This is a genomic window from Mesorhizobium sp. B2-3-11 (assembly GCF_006442215.1).
Lineage (GTDB): Bacteria > Pseudomonadota > Alphaproteobacteria > Rhizobiales > Rhizobiaceae > Mesorhizobium > Mesorhizobium salmacidum.
Genome location: NZ_VFVS01000004.1, coordinates 121,471 through 134,548 on the forward strand (window position 1 = coordinate 121,471; position 13,078 = coordinate 134,548).

19 protein-coding genes and 1 pseudogene are annotated in these 13,078 nt (G+C 63.1%); 11 read left to right on the forward strand and 9 right to left on the reverse strand.

Annotated features, from left to right (window positions below; genetic code table 11):
- The first annotated feature begins 126 nt into the window (after positions 1–126).
- The 4 genes from FJ960_RS07845 to FJ960_RS07860 all read left to right on the forward strand — a co-directional run bounded on the left by FJ960_RS07845 (position 127) and on the right by FJ960_RS07860 (position 2,235).
- Complete coding sequence (locus FJ960_RS07845; RefSeq protein WP_015315361.1) at positions 127–294, forward strand: hypothetical protein; 168 nt, start codon at positions 127–129, stop codon at positions 292–294.
- Between the two features lie 84 nt (positions 295–378).
- Positions 379–969, forward strand: a complete 591-nt coding sequence (locus FJ960_RS07850; protein WP_140712961.1) for a DJ-1/PfpI family protein — start codon at positions 379–381, stop codon at positions 967–969.
- Positions 970–1,035: 66 nt separating this feature from the next.
- Entirely contained in the window at positions 1,036–1,443 is a 408-nt protein-coding gene (locus tag FJ960_RS07855; RefSeq protein WP_140712963.1) for a hypothetical protein, read from the forward strand.
- A gap of 72 nt (positions 1,444–1,515) precedes the next feature.
- Positions 1,516–2,235 carry a YafY family protein gene (locus FJ960_RS07860; protein WP_140712965.1) on the forward strand — a complete coding sequence of 240 codons (720 nt, stop codon included), beginning with the start codon at positions 1,516–1,518 and terminating at the stop codon, positions 2,233–2,235.
- Between the two features lie 64 nt (positions 2,236–2,299).
- Here FJ960_RS07860 and FJ960_RS07865 read toward each other — a convergent pair whose 3' ends face one another.
- The 3 genes from FJ960_RS07865 to FJ960_RS07875 form a co-directional block, all read right to left on the reverse strand.
- Positions 2,300–2,995: a DUF1013 domain-containing protein gene (locus tag FJ960_RS07865; protein ID WP_140509080.1), complete on the reverse strand. Its 696-nt coding sequence runs from the start codon at positions 2,993–2,995 to the stop codon at positions 2,300–2,302.
- 404 nt (positions 2,996–3,399) lie between these two features.
- Entirely contained in the window at positions 3,400–3,540 is a 141-nt protein-coding gene (locus FJ960_RS07870) for a DUF1127 domain-containing protein (RefSeq protein WP_013892619.1), read from the reverse strand.
- Positions 3,541–3,741: 201 nt separating this feature from the next.
- The gene (locus FJ960_RS07875) at positions 3,742–4,752 is read right to left on the reverse strand and encodes an NAD(P)H-quinone oxidoreductase (protein WP_140712967.1); all 1,011 of its coding nucleotides are present in this window, start codon (positions 4,750–4,752) and stop codon (positions 3,742–3,744) included.
- Between the two features lie 122 nt (positions 4,753–4,874).
- Between FJ960_RS07875 and FJ960_RS07880 the strand changes: the two genes are divergently transcribed.
- The 3 genes and pseudogenes from FJ960_RS07880 (at position 4,875) to FJ960_RS07890 (ending at position 6,698) form a co-directional block, all read left to right on the forward strand.
- A complete protein-coding gene (locus FJ960_RS07880; protein ID WP_140509076.1) occupies positions 4,875–5,069 on the forward strand; it encodes a DUF1192 domain-containing protein in 195 nt (64 codons plus the stop codon).
- 74 nt (positions 5,070–5,143) lie between these two features.
- Positions 5,144–6,403: pseudogene (locus FJ960_RS07885) on the forward strand (MFS transporter); the annotation flags it as partial.
- Between the two features lie 31 nt (positions 6,404–6,434).
- A complete protein-coding gene (locus FJ960_RS07890) occupies positions 6,435–6,698 on the forward strand; it encodes a metalloregulator ArsR/SmtB family transcription factor (RefSeq protein WP_010911936.1) in 264 nt (87 codons plus the stop codon).
- Positions 6,699–6,828: 130 nt separating this feature from the next.
- On the opposite strand, the gene FJ960_RS07895 is transcribed toward FJ960_RS07890, so the two are convergent.
- The 3 genes from FJ960_RS07895 to FJ960_RS07905 all read right to left on the reverse strand — a co-directional run bounded on the left by FJ960_RS07895 (position 6,829) and on the right by FJ960_RS07905 (position 8,740).
- Positions 6,829–7,152, reverse strand: a complete 324-nt coding sequence (locus FJ960_RS07895; RefSeq protein WP_140509072.1) for a metalloregulator ArsR/SmtB family transcription factor — start codon at positions 7,150–7,152, stop codon at positions 6,829–6,831.
- A gap of 5 nt (positions 7,153–7,157) precedes the next feature.
- Positions 7,158–7,814 carry a glutathione S-transferase family protein gene (locus FJ960_RS07900; RefSeq protein ID WP_140712971.1) on the reverse strand — a complete coding sequence of 219 codons (657 nt, stop codon included), beginning with the start codon at positions 7,812–7,814 and terminating at the stop codon, positions 7,158–7,160.
- Between the two features lie 89 nt (positions 7,815–7,903).
- A complete protein-coding gene (locus tag FJ960_RS07905) occupies positions 7,904–8,740 on the reverse strand; it encodes an alpha/beta hydrolase (protein WP_140712973.1) in 837 nt (278 codons plus the stop codon).
- A 92-nt stretch (positions 8,741–8,832) separates the two neighbouring features.
- Here FJ960_RS07905 and FJ960_RS07910 point away from each other — a divergent pair, with 92 nt between their 5' ends.
- From FJ960_RS07910 to FJ960_RS07920, 3 genes are all read left to right on the forward strand, one after another.
- On the forward strand, positions 8,833–9,354 hold the full coding sequence (locus FJ960_RS07910; RefSeq protein ID WP_140509067.1) for a helix-turn-helix domain-containing protein: 522 nt from the start codon (positions 8,833–8,835) through the stop codon (positions 9,352–9,354).
- Positions 9,355–9,430: 76 nt separating this feature from the next.
- Complete coding sequence (locus FJ960_RS07915) at positions 9,431–9,664, forward strand: hypothetical protein (protein ID WP_140712975.1); 234 nt, start codon at positions 9,431–9,433, stop codon at positions 9,662–9,664.
- A gap of 164 nt (positions 9,665–9,828) precedes the next feature.
- Positions 9,829–10,260, forward strand: a complete 432-nt coding sequence (locus tag FJ960_RS07920; protein WP_140509065.1) for a heme-binding protein — start codon at positions 9,829–9,831, stop codon at positions 10,258–10,260.
- Between the two features lie 3 nt (positions 10,261–10,263).
- On the opposite strand, the gene FJ960_RS07925 is transcribed toward FJ960_RS07920, so the two are convergent.
- The 3 genes from FJ960_RS07925 to FJ960_RS07935 form a co-directional block, all read right to left on the reverse strand.
- The gene (locus FJ960_RS07925; RefSeq protein WP_027141869.1) at positions 10,264–10,665 is read right to left on the reverse strand and encodes a hypothetical protein; all 402 of its coding nucleotides are present in this window, start codon (positions 10,663–10,665) and stop codon (positions 10,264–10,266) included.
- Positions 10,666–10,916: 251 nt separating this feature from the next.
- Positions 10,917–11,099, reverse strand: a complete 183-nt coding sequence (gene rpmF, locus FJ960_RS07930) for a 50S ribosomal protein L32 (RefSeq protein ID WP_008834724.1) — start codon at positions 11,097–11,099, stop codon at positions 10,917–10,919.
- 138 nt (positions 11,100–11,237) lie between these two features.
- Positions 11,238–11,999 carry a transglycosylase domain-containing protein gene (locus FJ960_RS07935; RefSeq protein WP_140712977.1) on the reverse strand — a complete coding sequence of 254 codons (762 nt, stop codon included), beginning with the start codon at positions 11,997–11,999 and terminating at the stop codon, positions 11,238–11,240.
- Positions 12,000–12,095: 96 nt separating this feature from the next.
- Between FJ960_RS07935 and FJ960_RS07940 the strand changes: the two genes are divergently transcribed.
- Positions 12,096–12,995, forward strand: a complete 900-nt coding sequence (locus FJ960_RS07940) for a polyprenyl synthetase family protein (protein WP_246672660.1) — start codon at positions 12,096–12,098, stop codon at positions 12,993–12,995.
- Positions 12,996–13,078 lie beyond the last annotated feature (83 nt).

Consider the following 13,078-nt stretch of genomic DNA (forward strand, 5'->3'; position numbering starts at 1 on the left):
GATCCGCAGCCGCATGACCTCTCACGGCAAAACGGAACTGTCGTCGCACGACCTGCCATCCTCCTGACAGACTGCTGTCAGCAGAGGTGTGCGATACTGTCTCCAGTTAGAGAGAGGAGATTGGTCATGAACGGTTTTACCATTCTGCGCGGCATGCAGCATTATGTCGGCAAGATCCGCACGATGCGCAACGAGATCCGGACCCAGCGGTTCATGAATGCGCTGCCCGCCGACATTCGCAAGGATATCGGCTGGCCTGACATGTATGCCGAGCGTCGCCATCACGGCAATTGAGACGAAATTTTCAACGCAGCAGTTGGACGCTGATGCGTCAGCACCCAGATATTAGGTCCGGCGCGCGAGGGATGGAGCGAGCTTATGCCCGATCGGAAGACAATCGGTTTTCTGTTCATCGAGGGTTTTGCCGACTGGGAATATGGGCTGCTGGCGGCGTCGGCGGTCGAATGGTTCGGCGCTCGCGCCGTCTCGGTTACGCCCGAAGGCAAGCCGGTGACCGGAATCAGCGGTTTTCGGCTGACACCAGACCGGTCGGCCAGCGTCGATGAGAATACCGATCTCGATGCCGTGGCCGTCATCGGTTCCGACCAGTGGGCGGGCAAGGCGCCGCCGGATATATCCGAACTGCTGGCGGCCGTCGCCAGGCGCGGCGGTGTCGTTGGCGGGATTTGCGCCGGGACGCTTGCGCTGGCTCGAGCCGGCATGTTCGCGAACGCCAAGCATACCAGCAATAGCCGTGACTGGATCAACCACCACGAGGCCGGCTATGCCGGCGAGGGCAATTATCAGGACGTGCCTTATGCCGTGGCCGACGGCAGGATTGTGTCCGCGCCGGGTTCGGCGCCCGGCACTTTCGCCCTTGCCTTTCTGCAGACGCTCTACCCGGAAAAAGGCGGCGATCTCGCGCAGATGCGGACGCTGTTCGCCAAGGAGTATGCTGAAGCCTCCTGACAGTATGCTGTCAGGAGGCGCGTGCGATGGTGGGATGATGCACATGGCCGGCCGAGAGGACGATCGATGAAAAACTGGAACGACAGGCTGAACACGCCTGGTATCAACGGTGTGAAACCAACGCCGCGCACGGTGGGAGACGTCGTCGAGGGCCAGCCGATGCTGGTGCCGACCGCGCGCCAGGTCGATGATTTCATCCGCTCTATCCCCGAAGGCGTCGAGATGGACGTTCGTGCGCTGCGCACGGCGCTTGCCATCGGGCACGGCGCCGAAGTGACATGCCCGGTCACCATAGGCTATCATCTGCGCACGGTCGCTGAAGCCGCCAAGGAGGATTTCGAGCGCGGCATGACGCTCCGCGACATCGCTCCCTCCTGGCGCGTGCTGGATGCGAAGGCGCCGACAACGAGGAACCTGTCCTTCGGCGCGAAATTTGTTGCCACGCAGCGCAAGCGCGAAGGGCTGAAACCGTAATGCATGTCATGTGGAAGTGGATCCGGTCAGGGAGCCACGGCATGCATGGGAGAAATACTGGGGAAGCAAACGATGCGCCGCGCCGACAGGCTCTTTCAGATCGTGCAGCATCTGCGTGGTGGCCGCTTGGTCACCGCCCAGAAGCTCGGCACATGGCTCGAGGTTTCCGAGCGAACCATCTATCGCGACATAGCCGACCTGCAGTCGACGGGCGTGCCGATCGACGGCGAGGCCGGCGTTGGCTACATGATGAGGGAGGGTTTCGACCTTCCGCCGTTGATGTTCACGCGTGACGAAATCGTGGCGCTGGTTGCCGGCGCCCGTATGGTTCGCGCCTTTGGCGGCGCTGCGATGGCGCGGGCCGCCGACGAAGCGCTGGTCAAGATCGGTGCCGTGCTGCCCGATGCCGAAAAGGACCGCATCGCCCGCACCGAGATCCACACGCCGATGTGGGTGGTCAGCGACGCCGCCCGCGAGGCGATCGACCTGATCGAACGCGCGGTCGAAAAGCGCCAGGTGCTGACCATCGACTACTCCGATGAAGCCGGCCGCGGCACGCTGCGCGATATCAGGCCGCTCGGCCTGTGGTTCTGGGGTAAGGTGTGGACGCTGGTCGCCTGGTGTGAGATGCGCGATGATTTCCGCGCCTTCCGCATCGACCGCATCGCCTCGGTGGTCATCGCAGGGCGCATCTTCAAGCCGGAACGCGGCAAGCAGCTTGCCGATTTCTACCGGGCGGTGGAGCGCAGCGAGGATTACGGCATGGCGCCGGATCGCGCGGCGCGAAGCTGAGATTTGCCGGACCGTACAAAAAAGCCCGCTCGAAGCGGGCTTTTTTGTTGCGTAGGCGAAAAGCCTATTCCTCGTCGTCCCTGTCGGTATCCTTCGACTTGAGCGCCGACAGCTTGGCGAAGACGGCGTTGGCGTCGAGCTCCGCATCCTCGTCCTTCGGCTTCTCCGGCGCCGGCACCAGCCGCTCGGTCAATGCCGCCGGCAGCAGCGTGTCGCCGACCGGCTGCGCCTGCTCGCGGCCACGCGAGGCGCGGTTGACTTCCATGTCGAGGTCGATCTGCGAGGCGAGACCCAGCGTCACCGGGTCCATCGGTTGAAGGTTGGCCGAATTCCAGTGCTTGCGTTCGCGGATCTGCTCGATCGTCGACTTGGTGGTGCCGACGAGGCGCGAAATCTGCGCGTCCTTGAGTTCGGGATGGTTGCGCACCAGCCACAGGATGGCATTGGGCCGGTCCTGGCGCTTCGACAGTGGCGTGTAGCGCGGACCCTTGCGCTTGGATTCCGGCACCCGCACCTTGGGGTCGGAAAGCTTCAGGCGCTGGTTCGGGTCTTTCTCGGCGCGCGCGATCTCGTCGCGGGTCAGCTGGCCGGTCATGATCGGGTCCATGCCCTTGATGCCTTGCGCCGATTCGCCGTCGGCGATCGCCTTGACCTCGAGCGGGTGCAGCCCGCAGAACTGCGCGATCTGCTCGAAGGAAAGCGCGGTGTTGTCGACCAGCCAGACGGCGGTCGCCTTGGGCATCAGCAGCGTATTGGCCATGTGCAAAATCCTTCTCGTTCGCCCGCGTTCCCGCGCGGGCGGTGGTTTAGGGCCACCAAAATGGGAAATTCGCGGCCTGTATAACCGTTCCAGACTGCTTTCGCAACGTTTTTGGAAGAGCTGGGACGACGTGGCCAACCAAGGCACGCGGTGGCGGCTAACAAAGATCCGACAGTCGGCATTTGCCGATTGTCCATGACATGGCGTTCCTCCAGCTTGCGCGCCGCCCTGCCACCGCATTTGCCGCGGATCGCCATGGCATGTCACGCCGAAGCCGAGATGAATCCGAAGCCCCAAAAGACAAAACCCGCCGGACAGGGTCCAGCGGGCTTGGAACCGGCGACGACAAGCGTCCGCGGCGGCTCTGCATTGCGACCCTGCCTTGCGGCGGGTCGCGCTTGCAATCAGATCGCCTGACGGGCGATCCGCTCGATGTCGCCGCGGTTGATGCCGAGGTCGCTGAGCTGACGTGCGTTGAGGCGGTTCAGTTCGCGAACGGTCTCGTTGTACATGCGCCAGTTACGGAAAGCACGGATCGGGTTCATGGTAGTCCTCCTGAATTGGGTTCGTTTCGATGATGCTCAAATAGTGATCATCGAGCGGGACTTGAACAGCCGATTTTGCATAGCAATGATGCAAATGCTGCATTGCACCATTAAGCTTCTGTTCATCCTGTAGGCAGGGGCGAAGGGCGTTGGCCAGACCGTGTCGAGATCCGGTCAGGCCGGGCCGAAAATGCTGGCGTCCTAGCCGACGTCGAGCACGATCTTGCCGATATGCTCGCCCTCCTCCATCCGCTCATGCGCACGCCAGGCGTCGGTGAGCGGGTAGATCATGTCCATGACGGGCGCCACCTTGCGCGTGCTCAGCAGAGGCCATACTTGCGCCTCCAGCGCCGCCGCGATCGCGGCCTTGAATTCGACGCTGCGCGGCCTCAGCGTCGAACCCGTATGGGTCAGCCGCTTGACCATGACCTTGGAAAAGTCGGCGCTCGCCACCGCGCCGGCCTGGACGGCGATCTGCACGATGCGGCCCTCGACAGCGGCGGCCTCGTAGTTTCGCTGGATATAATCGCCACCGACCATGTCGAGGATGACGTTGGCGCCCCGGCCTTCGGTCGCCTCTTTGACCGCGGCGACGAAATCCTGCTCGCGGTAATTGATCGCGCGGTCGGCACCGAGCTTCAGGCAGGCGTCACACTTCTCCTGGGATCCGGCGGTGGTGATGACATAGGCGCCGAAGGCCGAGGCGAGCTGGATCGCCGTAGTGCCGATGCCGGACGAGCCGCCATGGACGAGCAGTGTCTCACCCTTCTTGAGCCCGCCGCGCTCGAACACATTGTGCCAGACGGTGAAGTAGTTCTCCGGCACCGCCGCCGCTTCCGTGTGGGTGAAACCCGCCGGCAGCGGCAGAACGCTGCCTGCATGAACCCTAGCATATTCGGCATAGCCGCCGCCGGGCGTGAGCGCGCAGACCCGGTCGCCGATGCGCCAGCGCGATATCTCGTCGCCAAGAGCGGCCACTTCTCCCGACACCTCGAGGCCCGGCAGGTCCGATGCGCCGGGCGGTGGCGGATAGGCGCCCTTGCGCTGCTGGACGTCGGGCCGGTTGACGCCGGCGGCATGGACCTTGATCAGGATTTCTCCGGGGCCGGGCAGCGGCACGTCGCGCGTTTCCGGCTTCAACACCCGGGGGCCGCCCGGCTCCGAGATCGCGATCGCCGTCATCCGTGCCGGAATTTTCTGTCCGCTCGCCATGAAGTTTCCCGTCTTTCCTCGCCGCACTCTTACCGGCTGTTTGCATCGGCACCCCTGCCCTATGTATGCTCATTGGCAAATCAGGCAAATGGCCAATCTGGTCTGGCGGAGGAGGAGCAACGATGGCGATCTTCGACGACGAACCCGAGAAGAAGGCACGTCCGCACGAGATCGGGCAGGACCTGTCGCTGCTTTCCGTCGGTGAACTGTCCGAACGAATCGGCATCCTGCGCGACGAGATCGCCCGCCTGGAGGCCGAACTCAAGACCAAGGACAACACCAAGTCGGCCGCCGAGGCGCTGTTTCGCCGCGGATAATTCGCTGAGGTAACCGCCCGCCGCCGAAAAGCCCGAATGCGACTGTCTTCAAATCTGCGTCCCTCCCAGTCCAGCCGGATCAAAAAATGCTCGCAGCCTACAGACCGATCCTTTCCCTGCTTCGCGGCACCGCCTTCCTTCTGGCGGCATCGGGACTGCACGGGCTGCTGTTGCCTCTGCGCGGTCAGGTGGAAGGATTCTCGACCGCTTCGCTTGGCCTGATGGGCACGGCCTGGGCCGGCGGCTTCGTCACTGGCTGTTTCTTTGCGCCGCGCATCGTGCGCCGCGCCGGACATGTGCGCGCCTTCGGCGCCTTTGCCGCGTCCGGCGCGATCGTGGCGCTGCTAACGGGCCTTGTCATCGACGAGTATGTCTGGATCCTGCTACGGGCCTTCACCGGTTTTACCATGGCCGGCGCCTTCATGGTCATCGAGAGCTGGCTGAACGAGAAGGCCACCAACGAGAACCGCGGCACCGTCTTCGGCCTCTACATGATGGTCACCTATGCCTCGATCATGGGCGGACAGATGATCGTCGCCGGCGGCGACGTGAAATCGGCGTCGCTGTTCATGATCACGGGCATCCTGTTCTGCCTGTCGCTCATTCCGACCGCGGTCTCGACGGCCTCGCATCCGAAGCCGCTGCAGGACGTCAAACTCGACGTCAAGGGGCTCTACGCCAACTCTCCCGTGTCGGCGATTGCCTGCCTCTTGATCGGCATCGCCAATGGCGCCTGGGGCACGCTTGGCGCGGTTTACGGAGCCCGCATCGGCATCCCTACTGCCGAGATCGCCTTGATGATGAGCCTTGTGGTCGTCGCCGGTGCCGCCATGCAGCTTCCGGCCGGGCGTCTCTCCGACAAGACCGACCGGCGTTTCGTGCTGGCCGGTGCCGCTTTCGGCGCGGCGCTGTTTGCGCTTCTCATCTTCCTGTTGGAGCCGCGCTCCGCAGTCTTCGTCCTCGTCTTCACCGCCGCCTACGGCGCTTTCGCCTATACGCTCTATTCGATCGCCGTGGCGCATGCCAACGACCACGCCAGTGCCGAGGATTTCGTCAAGGTCTCGGGCGGCCTGCTGCTGCTCTATGGCTTCGGCACCATGATCGGCCCATTGCTGGCGGCGGCGCTGATGGGCTGGATGCGCCCGGAGGGCCTGTTCCTGGCGACAGCCTTCGCGCATCTGTCGCTGGCCGGCTACACGCTGCTGCGCATCAGCCGCCGCGCTCCTGTGCCGATCGAGGATCGCGACGCCTTCAAGACGCAGCCCGCCGACCGTTCCGTGACCCCTGAAGCATTGCGGCTCGACCCAAGAAGAAAAGCAGAAGCAAGCAGTTGAGATTTGAAAAACTTTGCCTCACAAATGAGGCATGATGTTTTCCGACGCCTTCATGGCGATCGCCGATCCCAATCGGCGCCATCTTCTGGAAGAACTTCGACGCGGTCCGAAGACCGTCAACGAATTGGCGGCCGGGCTGCCGGTCTCCCGTCCGGCCGTGTCACAGCATCTGAAAGTGTTGCTCGATGCCGGACTGGTCAACGCCAAGGCTGAAGGCACGAGGCGTGTCTATACGGTGAGCAATGCCGGCTTCCTGAGACTCAACATCTGGCTCGATCAATTCTGGGAAGCCTGATCATTTCTAATGCATGTCGCGCAAAAGTGATCTCGATTTTGCGACAACGACACGCGTCGGGCAAAGACCTGAGGCGCGTCGCAAATATCCTTTTCGACGCGACGCGCTTTAGCCGCGGTACCCGCGCTGTCTAGCTCTCGGCCAGGAAGTCGCCGCGCCGATCCAGCCGGCGTTCCCATGAGAGGCGCCGCTCGTTGATCCAGTGCTCGGCCGCTCGCAGTGCCTTCCGCTCGATCTGGCAGGTGCGCACCCGCCCGACCTTCTGTGTGCGCACGAGACCGCTCGCCTCCAGGAGATTGAGGTGCTGGACGACCGCCGACAGCGACATGGCCAGCGGCTCGGCCAACTGGCTCACCGAGGCGGGGCCGCGTGACAGCCGGTCGACCATCTGCCGCCGCGCCGGATCGGCGAGCGCCTGAAACATCAGGTCGAGCTGGGCGGGATCATGCAGCATCGCGATCAGCCGTTGTTGTAGGGAAAGAACTTGAAGTAAGGCTGCGCCTCCTCGATCACCCTGGTGAAGGCGGCGCGCTGCAGCAGGCGGTCGTGATAGCGCTTCACGGCGGGATATTTATCGCCGAACGGCTCGACCTTGTTGGCATAGAAGAGCGCCGGAGACGCCGCGCAATCGGCCATGGTGAAGGCATCGCCCACAGCCCATTCTCTCGATTGCATCTCCTGTTCGATGATGGCGTAGGAATTGCGCAACTGGCCGCGCGCCTGCTCGACACCGAATGGATCAGTCTTGTCCTGCGGCCGCAACCTGTCGCCGACGATCTTCTGCATCGGCTCCTGCACATAGAAATCATAGAAGCGGTCGGCCTGTCGGACCGCCAGCGCCATGTCAATGTCGGCGGGAACGAGGTCGACCGGTCCCGGATAGTGCGCGGCCAGATACTCCACGACAATGGTTGATTCCAGCACCGTACGGTCACGCGCGTCGTCGCGCAGCGCCGGCATCTTGCCGGTCGGCGAAACCTTCAGGAAGGCCGCGCGCGATCGCTCGTCGCCGAGATCGACAATGACCGGCGAAAAAGGCGTGGCGTTCTCATAGAGCGCGATCAGCGGCTTCCAGCAGAAGGAGGCCAGCGGATGGAAATGCAGCGTCAGGGACATTCTTGTGCTCGTCTGTTTCTGCAACAACACTGAATCATCTGCTTAACTATTTCGATGAGCCTTGGTCATCAAGGCTGACCCGCGAAGTCTCAGCTGGATCGGACGTGCGCGACGATAGCGGCTTCCATGTCAGGCCAGTCGTCCGGATGCAGTTCGTGACCGCCGCCTTCGACGCGAAGGAGTTTCGCGCCGGCAACAGCTTGGGCCAGGGCTTCGCCATGCTCGACCGGAAAGATCGGATCCGACGTGCCGTGGATGACCAGCAATGGCGCCTTCATCTCATGCAGGCGACCCTTCCACTGATCCGTGCCCTTGAGCATGAAATGATTGGTGGCGCTCAGGAAGCCGCCGGACCTGATATAATCCCGTTCGATGAACGCTCTCATCCCCTCCTCATCGAATGGATGGGCGGTGCTGGCGATTGCCCGCGCATCCCTGATCATGAAATCGATGACCTGGCGGCGGTCCGCCCAATCGACTTTGGCCCCATCGGCCGAATGCTCCAAATAGGCGTCGGTCGTCCGCGGCAAATGCAAAGTGTCGGTCCCCACGGGCGAACTGCTGATCACCGTCAGCGATGCGACACGGGAGGGGTGCTTGAGCGCGACGAGTTGCGCGATCATGCCGCCCATCGACATGCCGACGACATGGGCCTTGCCGATGCCGTGGCTGTCGAGAACGGCCATCGCGTCGTCGGCCATGTCGTCGAAAGTGTAGGGCGGCTGTCCCACCGGATATTTGGTTGACCGGCCGGTGTCGCGATTGTCGTAGCGGATCACGTATAGGCTGGCATCCGCCAGCTTCCGGCAAAACGCCTCCGGCCACCAAAGCATCGAGGCCATAGCGCCCATGATTAGCAGCAGTGCCGGACCCGCTGGATCGCCGAAGGTTTCGGATATGATCTCGGGACGGTCTTTGGTTGTCATCTCATGGCCTCCTCTTCTGCTTGCATTTTGCAATCGGTTGCACGATAATAAAACCGATACGATAATGCAACCGGTTTTGTGGAGAAAATGGAATGACCCTCGATCGCCGGTCCGGCTGCCCGATCAACCTCTCGCTGGAGGTGTTCGGCGACCGCTGGAGCCTGATCATCCTGCGCGACATGATTTTTGGCGGCAGGCGCCATTTTCGTGAACTGCTCAACGGATCGATGGAAGGCATTGCCTCCAACATCCTCGCCGACCGGTTGAAGCGGCTGATGGAGCTCGGCATGCTGACCAAGGCGGACGATCCTTCGCACAAGCAGAAGGCGATCTACAGCCTCACCGAGATGGCCATCACGCTGGTGCCGATCCTGGCCCATCTCGGCGCCTGGGGCCGGGTCTGGCTGCCGACCAGCGAGGAACTTTCGATCCGCGCCGAACTCCTGGAAAAGGGCGGACCGCCAATGTGGGAGAAATTCATGGCCGAGTTGCGCCATGAGCACCTCGGCACCCCCCTCGATACAGCGCCCGGCCCCTCTGTCCGCGCGACGCTGCAGGCCGCCTATGAAGCGGTGGTTGCCGAAAAGGCCCTCAACGCCAGCCCGGCCGCCTGACCAACTATTTTCCCCGTTGAAAGGCCGGCTCTGCTACAAAGGATGGAAATCACACTTCACGGGATTGGATACGCTCTTGGTTGAGAACTCTAGGGACACCGCCCGCGCGCGTGCCGATCTGCGCTTCAAGAAGCAGGAAGAGGCGGCGACGGTCCGTCAGAAGGTCATGGCCGAGTACGTCGCCGAGAGCGACGCCCGCAAGGCCAAGACCGACAAGCTGCGAGCGCTGCGGCTCGCCAAGGAAGCCGAAGATCTAGCCAACACGCCTGCCGCCCCCGCCAAGAAGCCGGCCCGCGCCAAGAAAAAGTAACGCCCCGCCTTTCCGCCAATTCCTAGCCTTGAATCGAGCGGTCGTGACGCCGTCGGACAGGTGCGCCTTGATCCCGCGGCTTCACAGGAAGCAATTTCAACCGAAAGCGGGATTGCCTGGTCCGGCTGGCCGGCGATGATTGGGCTGTTCAACAGGAGATTGCCATGACCGCGCTGTCGCTCGAAAAAGCCGTCGAGATCATCAATGCCGCCTTCGCCAGGGGCACCGATCTCAAGCTCAAGCCGCTCGGCGTATCGGTGCTCGACGCCGGCGGACACCTGGTCGCCTTCCAGCGCCAGGACGGCGCCTCGTTCCTGCGCCCGCAAATGTCGGCCGGCAAGGCTTATGGCGCGCTGGCGATCGGCATGGGCTCGCGCAAGGTCGAGGCCTTCGCCAAGGAGCGCCCACATCTGGTTGCCGGTATTTCCGACGTTTCGGGGGGACGGGTGCTGCCGGTGGTCGGCGGCGTGCTGATCCGCGACAAAGCCGGCACCATCATCGGCGCCGTCGGTATTTCCGGCGACACGTCAGACAATGACGAGGCAGCCGCGATTGCCGGCATTGAAGCCGCCGGCTTCACCGCTGATCCGGGCTGAGCCTCAGTTCAAATTGATGTCGCGACTGGCCGACCGCATCGACACCGCGAACCCGGCCAGCACGTCGAACAGGGCGATGATCATCAGCGTGAAGAAGATGGAATGGGCGGCACCCTTCACCAGCAGGAACTCGACCAGGAAAGCGACGAAGACAAGCGTCGACAGCAGATGGTCCATGATCGAGGCCGTGGTCGTGCGCGCCGACTTCACCATTTCGAGGAACAGGAAGATCAGCCCGATCAGCACGATCAGGTCGCCGAGCGTCATCGAGAACACCCCGCCCGACATCATGCGGAACGAGAATATCTCGCTCGCCCATGGATCGTCGCCGCCGCCGAATATACCGAGCAGGCCGAGATTGTAGAGCACGAAAGGCACGATCAAAAGCGGGACGGCACCGAACATCTGGCGTCTCCATATGGGGGCACCTTCTGTAGAATGCTCCACAGGCACGGCGTCAAGATTTTTCGTGCACGGCCGCAAACACGGTCGAAGACCGGATGCAACAACCATGTCAGCCGTTTGCCCGGCCGACATGAAAAAACGAGAGACGAAAACTCGGCGCTTGAAGTAGCCGGCGCGCACGCCGCACCAAACGCAAAAAGACCAGCCAGAGGCCGGTCTTTTGCAACTCTAACCTCGAAAAAAAGCTGGGCTCAGCTTTCCTTGGGCGTCAGCACCTGGCGACCACGGTACATGCCGGTCTTCAGGTCGATGTGGTGCGGGCGGCGCATTTCGCCGGAATTCTTGTCCTCGACATAGGTCGGGGCCTTGAGGGCGTCGGCCGAGCGGCGCATGCCGCGCTTGGACGGAGAGGTTTTGCGTTTCGGAACGGCCATGGATATGCTCCACTACATGGTCAAAAGCCCGCCCGCCCTCGTGAAAGGGCCATGTCGGGCCTAAATCTGAGAAAGTCGGGTGCCTATACACGCCTGACACCGTTTTGGCCAGCACTGCGGTGAATCTTTTTTGTACGGCTAGTCCAGACAGCCGACATAAGCGCCTGAGCGCCCGGCGCGCCGCTCGATCAGGTTGGCAAGCCGTCTGAGGCCCGGTCCGGGTTTTGCCGGATTGCGGGCGATCGGGTTTGGCAGAGTGACGGCGAGAAGGGCCGCCTGCCGGCGCGACAACTGCTTTGCGGAAATGCCGAAATGGTGCTGCGCCGCCGCCTCGATGCCGTAGATGCCCGGCCCCCATTCGGCGATGTTGAGATAGATCTCCATGATGCGCCGTTTCGACATCACCGCGTCGAAGTAGACGGCCAGCGGCAGTTCGACGACCTTGCGCACCGAGCCCAGCGGCCTTGACCAGAGGAAGAGGTTCTTCACCGTCTGCATAGTGATGGTCGAGGCGCCGCGCGTCGCCTCGCCGGCCAGCGCATCGTCGACGACGCCCCTGAGCTCGCCAAGATCGACGCCGCGGTGGAAACAGAACTGCCCATCCTCCGACATGATGACCGAATGGGCGAGCACGGGTGCCACGTCATCAATGGAAACCCAGCGCCGGTCGTAGCCGGAGAAGGTCGCCAGGTCCTTCAGCATCAGCGTCGATACCGGGTGCACGAAGAACGGCAGGTAGAGAAAGGTCAGCACCACCGGGATAAGCGCCAGCACGGCGGCCACGACGATGCCACGCCGGACCCAGCGCCTGAGACTGCGACGGTTCACGCCTCGCGATCTCGTCGCCATGTCCAGCTTTTCGGTCTCATGATCGACGATCGGTTCCGCCAAGCCGCCCAACCCGTACTTCTCCTTGCTCCGGCATAATGGCGCTTGCCTTCTTGCGCAACGTCTGAGTGTCGGCTACCGGTCCCGGCCATGACGAATGAGGACGAAATGGCGTTCGAAATGGCGCTCATCAGGCGCGCGGCCGCCGCCGAGGTGATGCTGCGCCGGTTGCTCGACGACCGCCCCCTATCGGGCGAGATCGCGCGGCCCGATCGCCTGATGGCGGCGATGCGCCATGGCGTGCTGAACGGCGGCAAGCGCCTTCGCCCCTTCCTGGTCATGGAAAGTGCGGCACTGTTTTCCGCCGATGGTGAAGCCGCGCTGCGCGTCGCGGCGGCACTCGAATGCGTGCATTGCTATTCGCTGATCCATGATGACCTGCCGGCAATGGACGATGATGACCTGCGCCGCGGTCAGCCGACCGTGCACAAGGCCTTTGACGAGGCCACCGCCATCCTGGCCGGCGACGCACTGCTGACGCTCGCCTTCGATATCCTCGCCGGCGAAGCGACCGCGCTGCCGGCCGAGCGGCGGTGCGCGCTGGTGCTGGCGCTGGCCCGCGCCGCCGGGGCCGGTGGCATGGTCGGCGGCCAGAAGCTTGATCTCGAAGCCGAGCTGGTGCGACCGGACGAGGCCGGCATCATCCGGCTACAGGCGATGAAGACCGGCGCCTTGATCCGCTTCGCCTGCGAGGCGGGTGCAATCCTGGCCGGCGCACAGCCGGATGACCGGGAAAGGCTGGCCGAGTTCGGGTCAGCGATCGGCCTTGCCTTCCAGCTCGCCGACGACCTGCTGGATCTGACGGCCGACGCCAGGCAGATGGGCAAGGCGACCGGCAAGGATGCCGCCGCGGGCAAGGGGACGCTGGTTGCCTTGCACGGCGCGGATTGGGCACGCAAGCAGCTCGACGGTCTCGTCGGCCAGGCGCACGCGTTGCTCGAACCCTATGGCGAAAAGGCGGCCCTGCTGAAGGCCGCCGCGACCTTCGTGGCAACCCGCAACAGCTGACGGAAGGCCCATATCGGGTTGCACATTGCACCTGTGGTTGTGCCAACGAAATCTTAATGTAAATGAAGCGTAATCCCAATTCT

Excerpts from the sequence above, each read along its gene's own strand:
- FJ960_RS07925 (WP_027141869.1), bottom strand. The coding sequence starts at position 10,665 with ATGTTCGGTGCCGTCCCGCTTTTGATCGTGCCTTTCGTGCTCTACAAT.
- FJ960_RS07895 (WP_140509072.1), bottom strand. The coding sequence starts at position 7,152 with ATGCTGCATGATCCCGCCCAGCTCGACCTGATGTTTCAGGCGCTCGCC.
- FJ960_RS07890 (WP_010911936.1), top strand. The coding sequence starts at position 6,435 with ATGATGTTTTCCGACGCCTTCATGGCGATCGCCGATCCCAATCGGCGC.
- FJ960_RS07850 (WP_140712961.1), top strand. The coding sequence starts at position 379 with ATGCCCGATCGGAAGACAATCGGTTTTCTGTTCATCGAGGGTTTTGCC.
- FJ960_RS07880 (WP_140509076.1), top strand. The coding sequence starts at position 4,875 with ATGGCGATCTTCGACGACGAACCCGAGAAGAAGGCACGTCCGCACGAG.
- FJ960_RS07865 (WP_140509080.1), bottom strand. The coding sequence starts at position 2,995 with ATGGCCAATACGCTGCTGATGCCCAAGGCGACCGCCGTCTGGCTGGTC.
- FJ960_RS07910 (WP_140509067.1), top strand. The coding sequence starts at position 8,833 with ATGACCCTCGATCGCCGGTCCGGCTGCCCGATCAACCTCTCGCTGGAG.
- FJ960_RS07845 (WP_015315361.1), top strand. The coding sequence starts at position 127 with ATGAACGGTTTTACCATTCTGCGCGGCATGCAGCATTATGTCGGCAAG.
- rpmF (WP_008834724.1), bottom strand. The coding sequence starts at position 11,099 with ATGGCCGTTCCGAAACGCAAAACCTCTCCGTCCAAGCGCGGCATGCGC.
- FJ960_RS07875 (WP_140712967.1), bottom strand. The coding sequence starts at position 4,752 with ATGGCGAGCGGACAGAAAATTCCGGCACGGATGACGGCGATCGCGATC.
- FJ960_RS07905 (WP_140712973.1), bottom strand. The coding sequence starts at position 8,740 with ATGACAACCAAAGACCGTCCCGAGATCATATCCGAAACCTTCGGCGAT.
- FJ960_RS07940 (WP_246672660.1), top strand. The coding sequence starts at position 12,096 with ATGGCGTTCGAAATGGCGCTCATCAGGCGCGCGGCCGCCGCCGAGGTG.
- FJ960_RS07860 (WP_140712965.1), top strand. The coding sequence starts at position 1,516 with ATGCGCCGCGCCGACAGGCTCTTTCAGATCGTGCAGCATCTGCGTGGT.
- FJ960_RS07920 (WP_140509065.1), top strand. The coding sequence starts at position 9,829 with ATGACCGCGCTGTCGCTCGAAAAAGCCGTCGAGATCATCAATGCCGCC.
- FJ960_RS07855 (WP_140712963.1), top strand. The coding sequence starts at position 1,036 with ATGAAAAACTGGAACGACAGGCTGAACACGCCTGGTATCAACGGTGTG.
- FJ960_RS07900 (WP_140712971.1), bottom strand. The coding sequence starts at position 7,814 with ATGTCCCTGACGCTGCATTTCCATCCGCTGGCCTCCTTCTGCTGGAAG.
- FJ960_RS07870 (WP_013892619.1), bottom strand. The coding sequence starts at position 3,540 with ATGAACCCGATCCGTGCTTTCCGTAACTGGCGCATGTACAACGAGACC.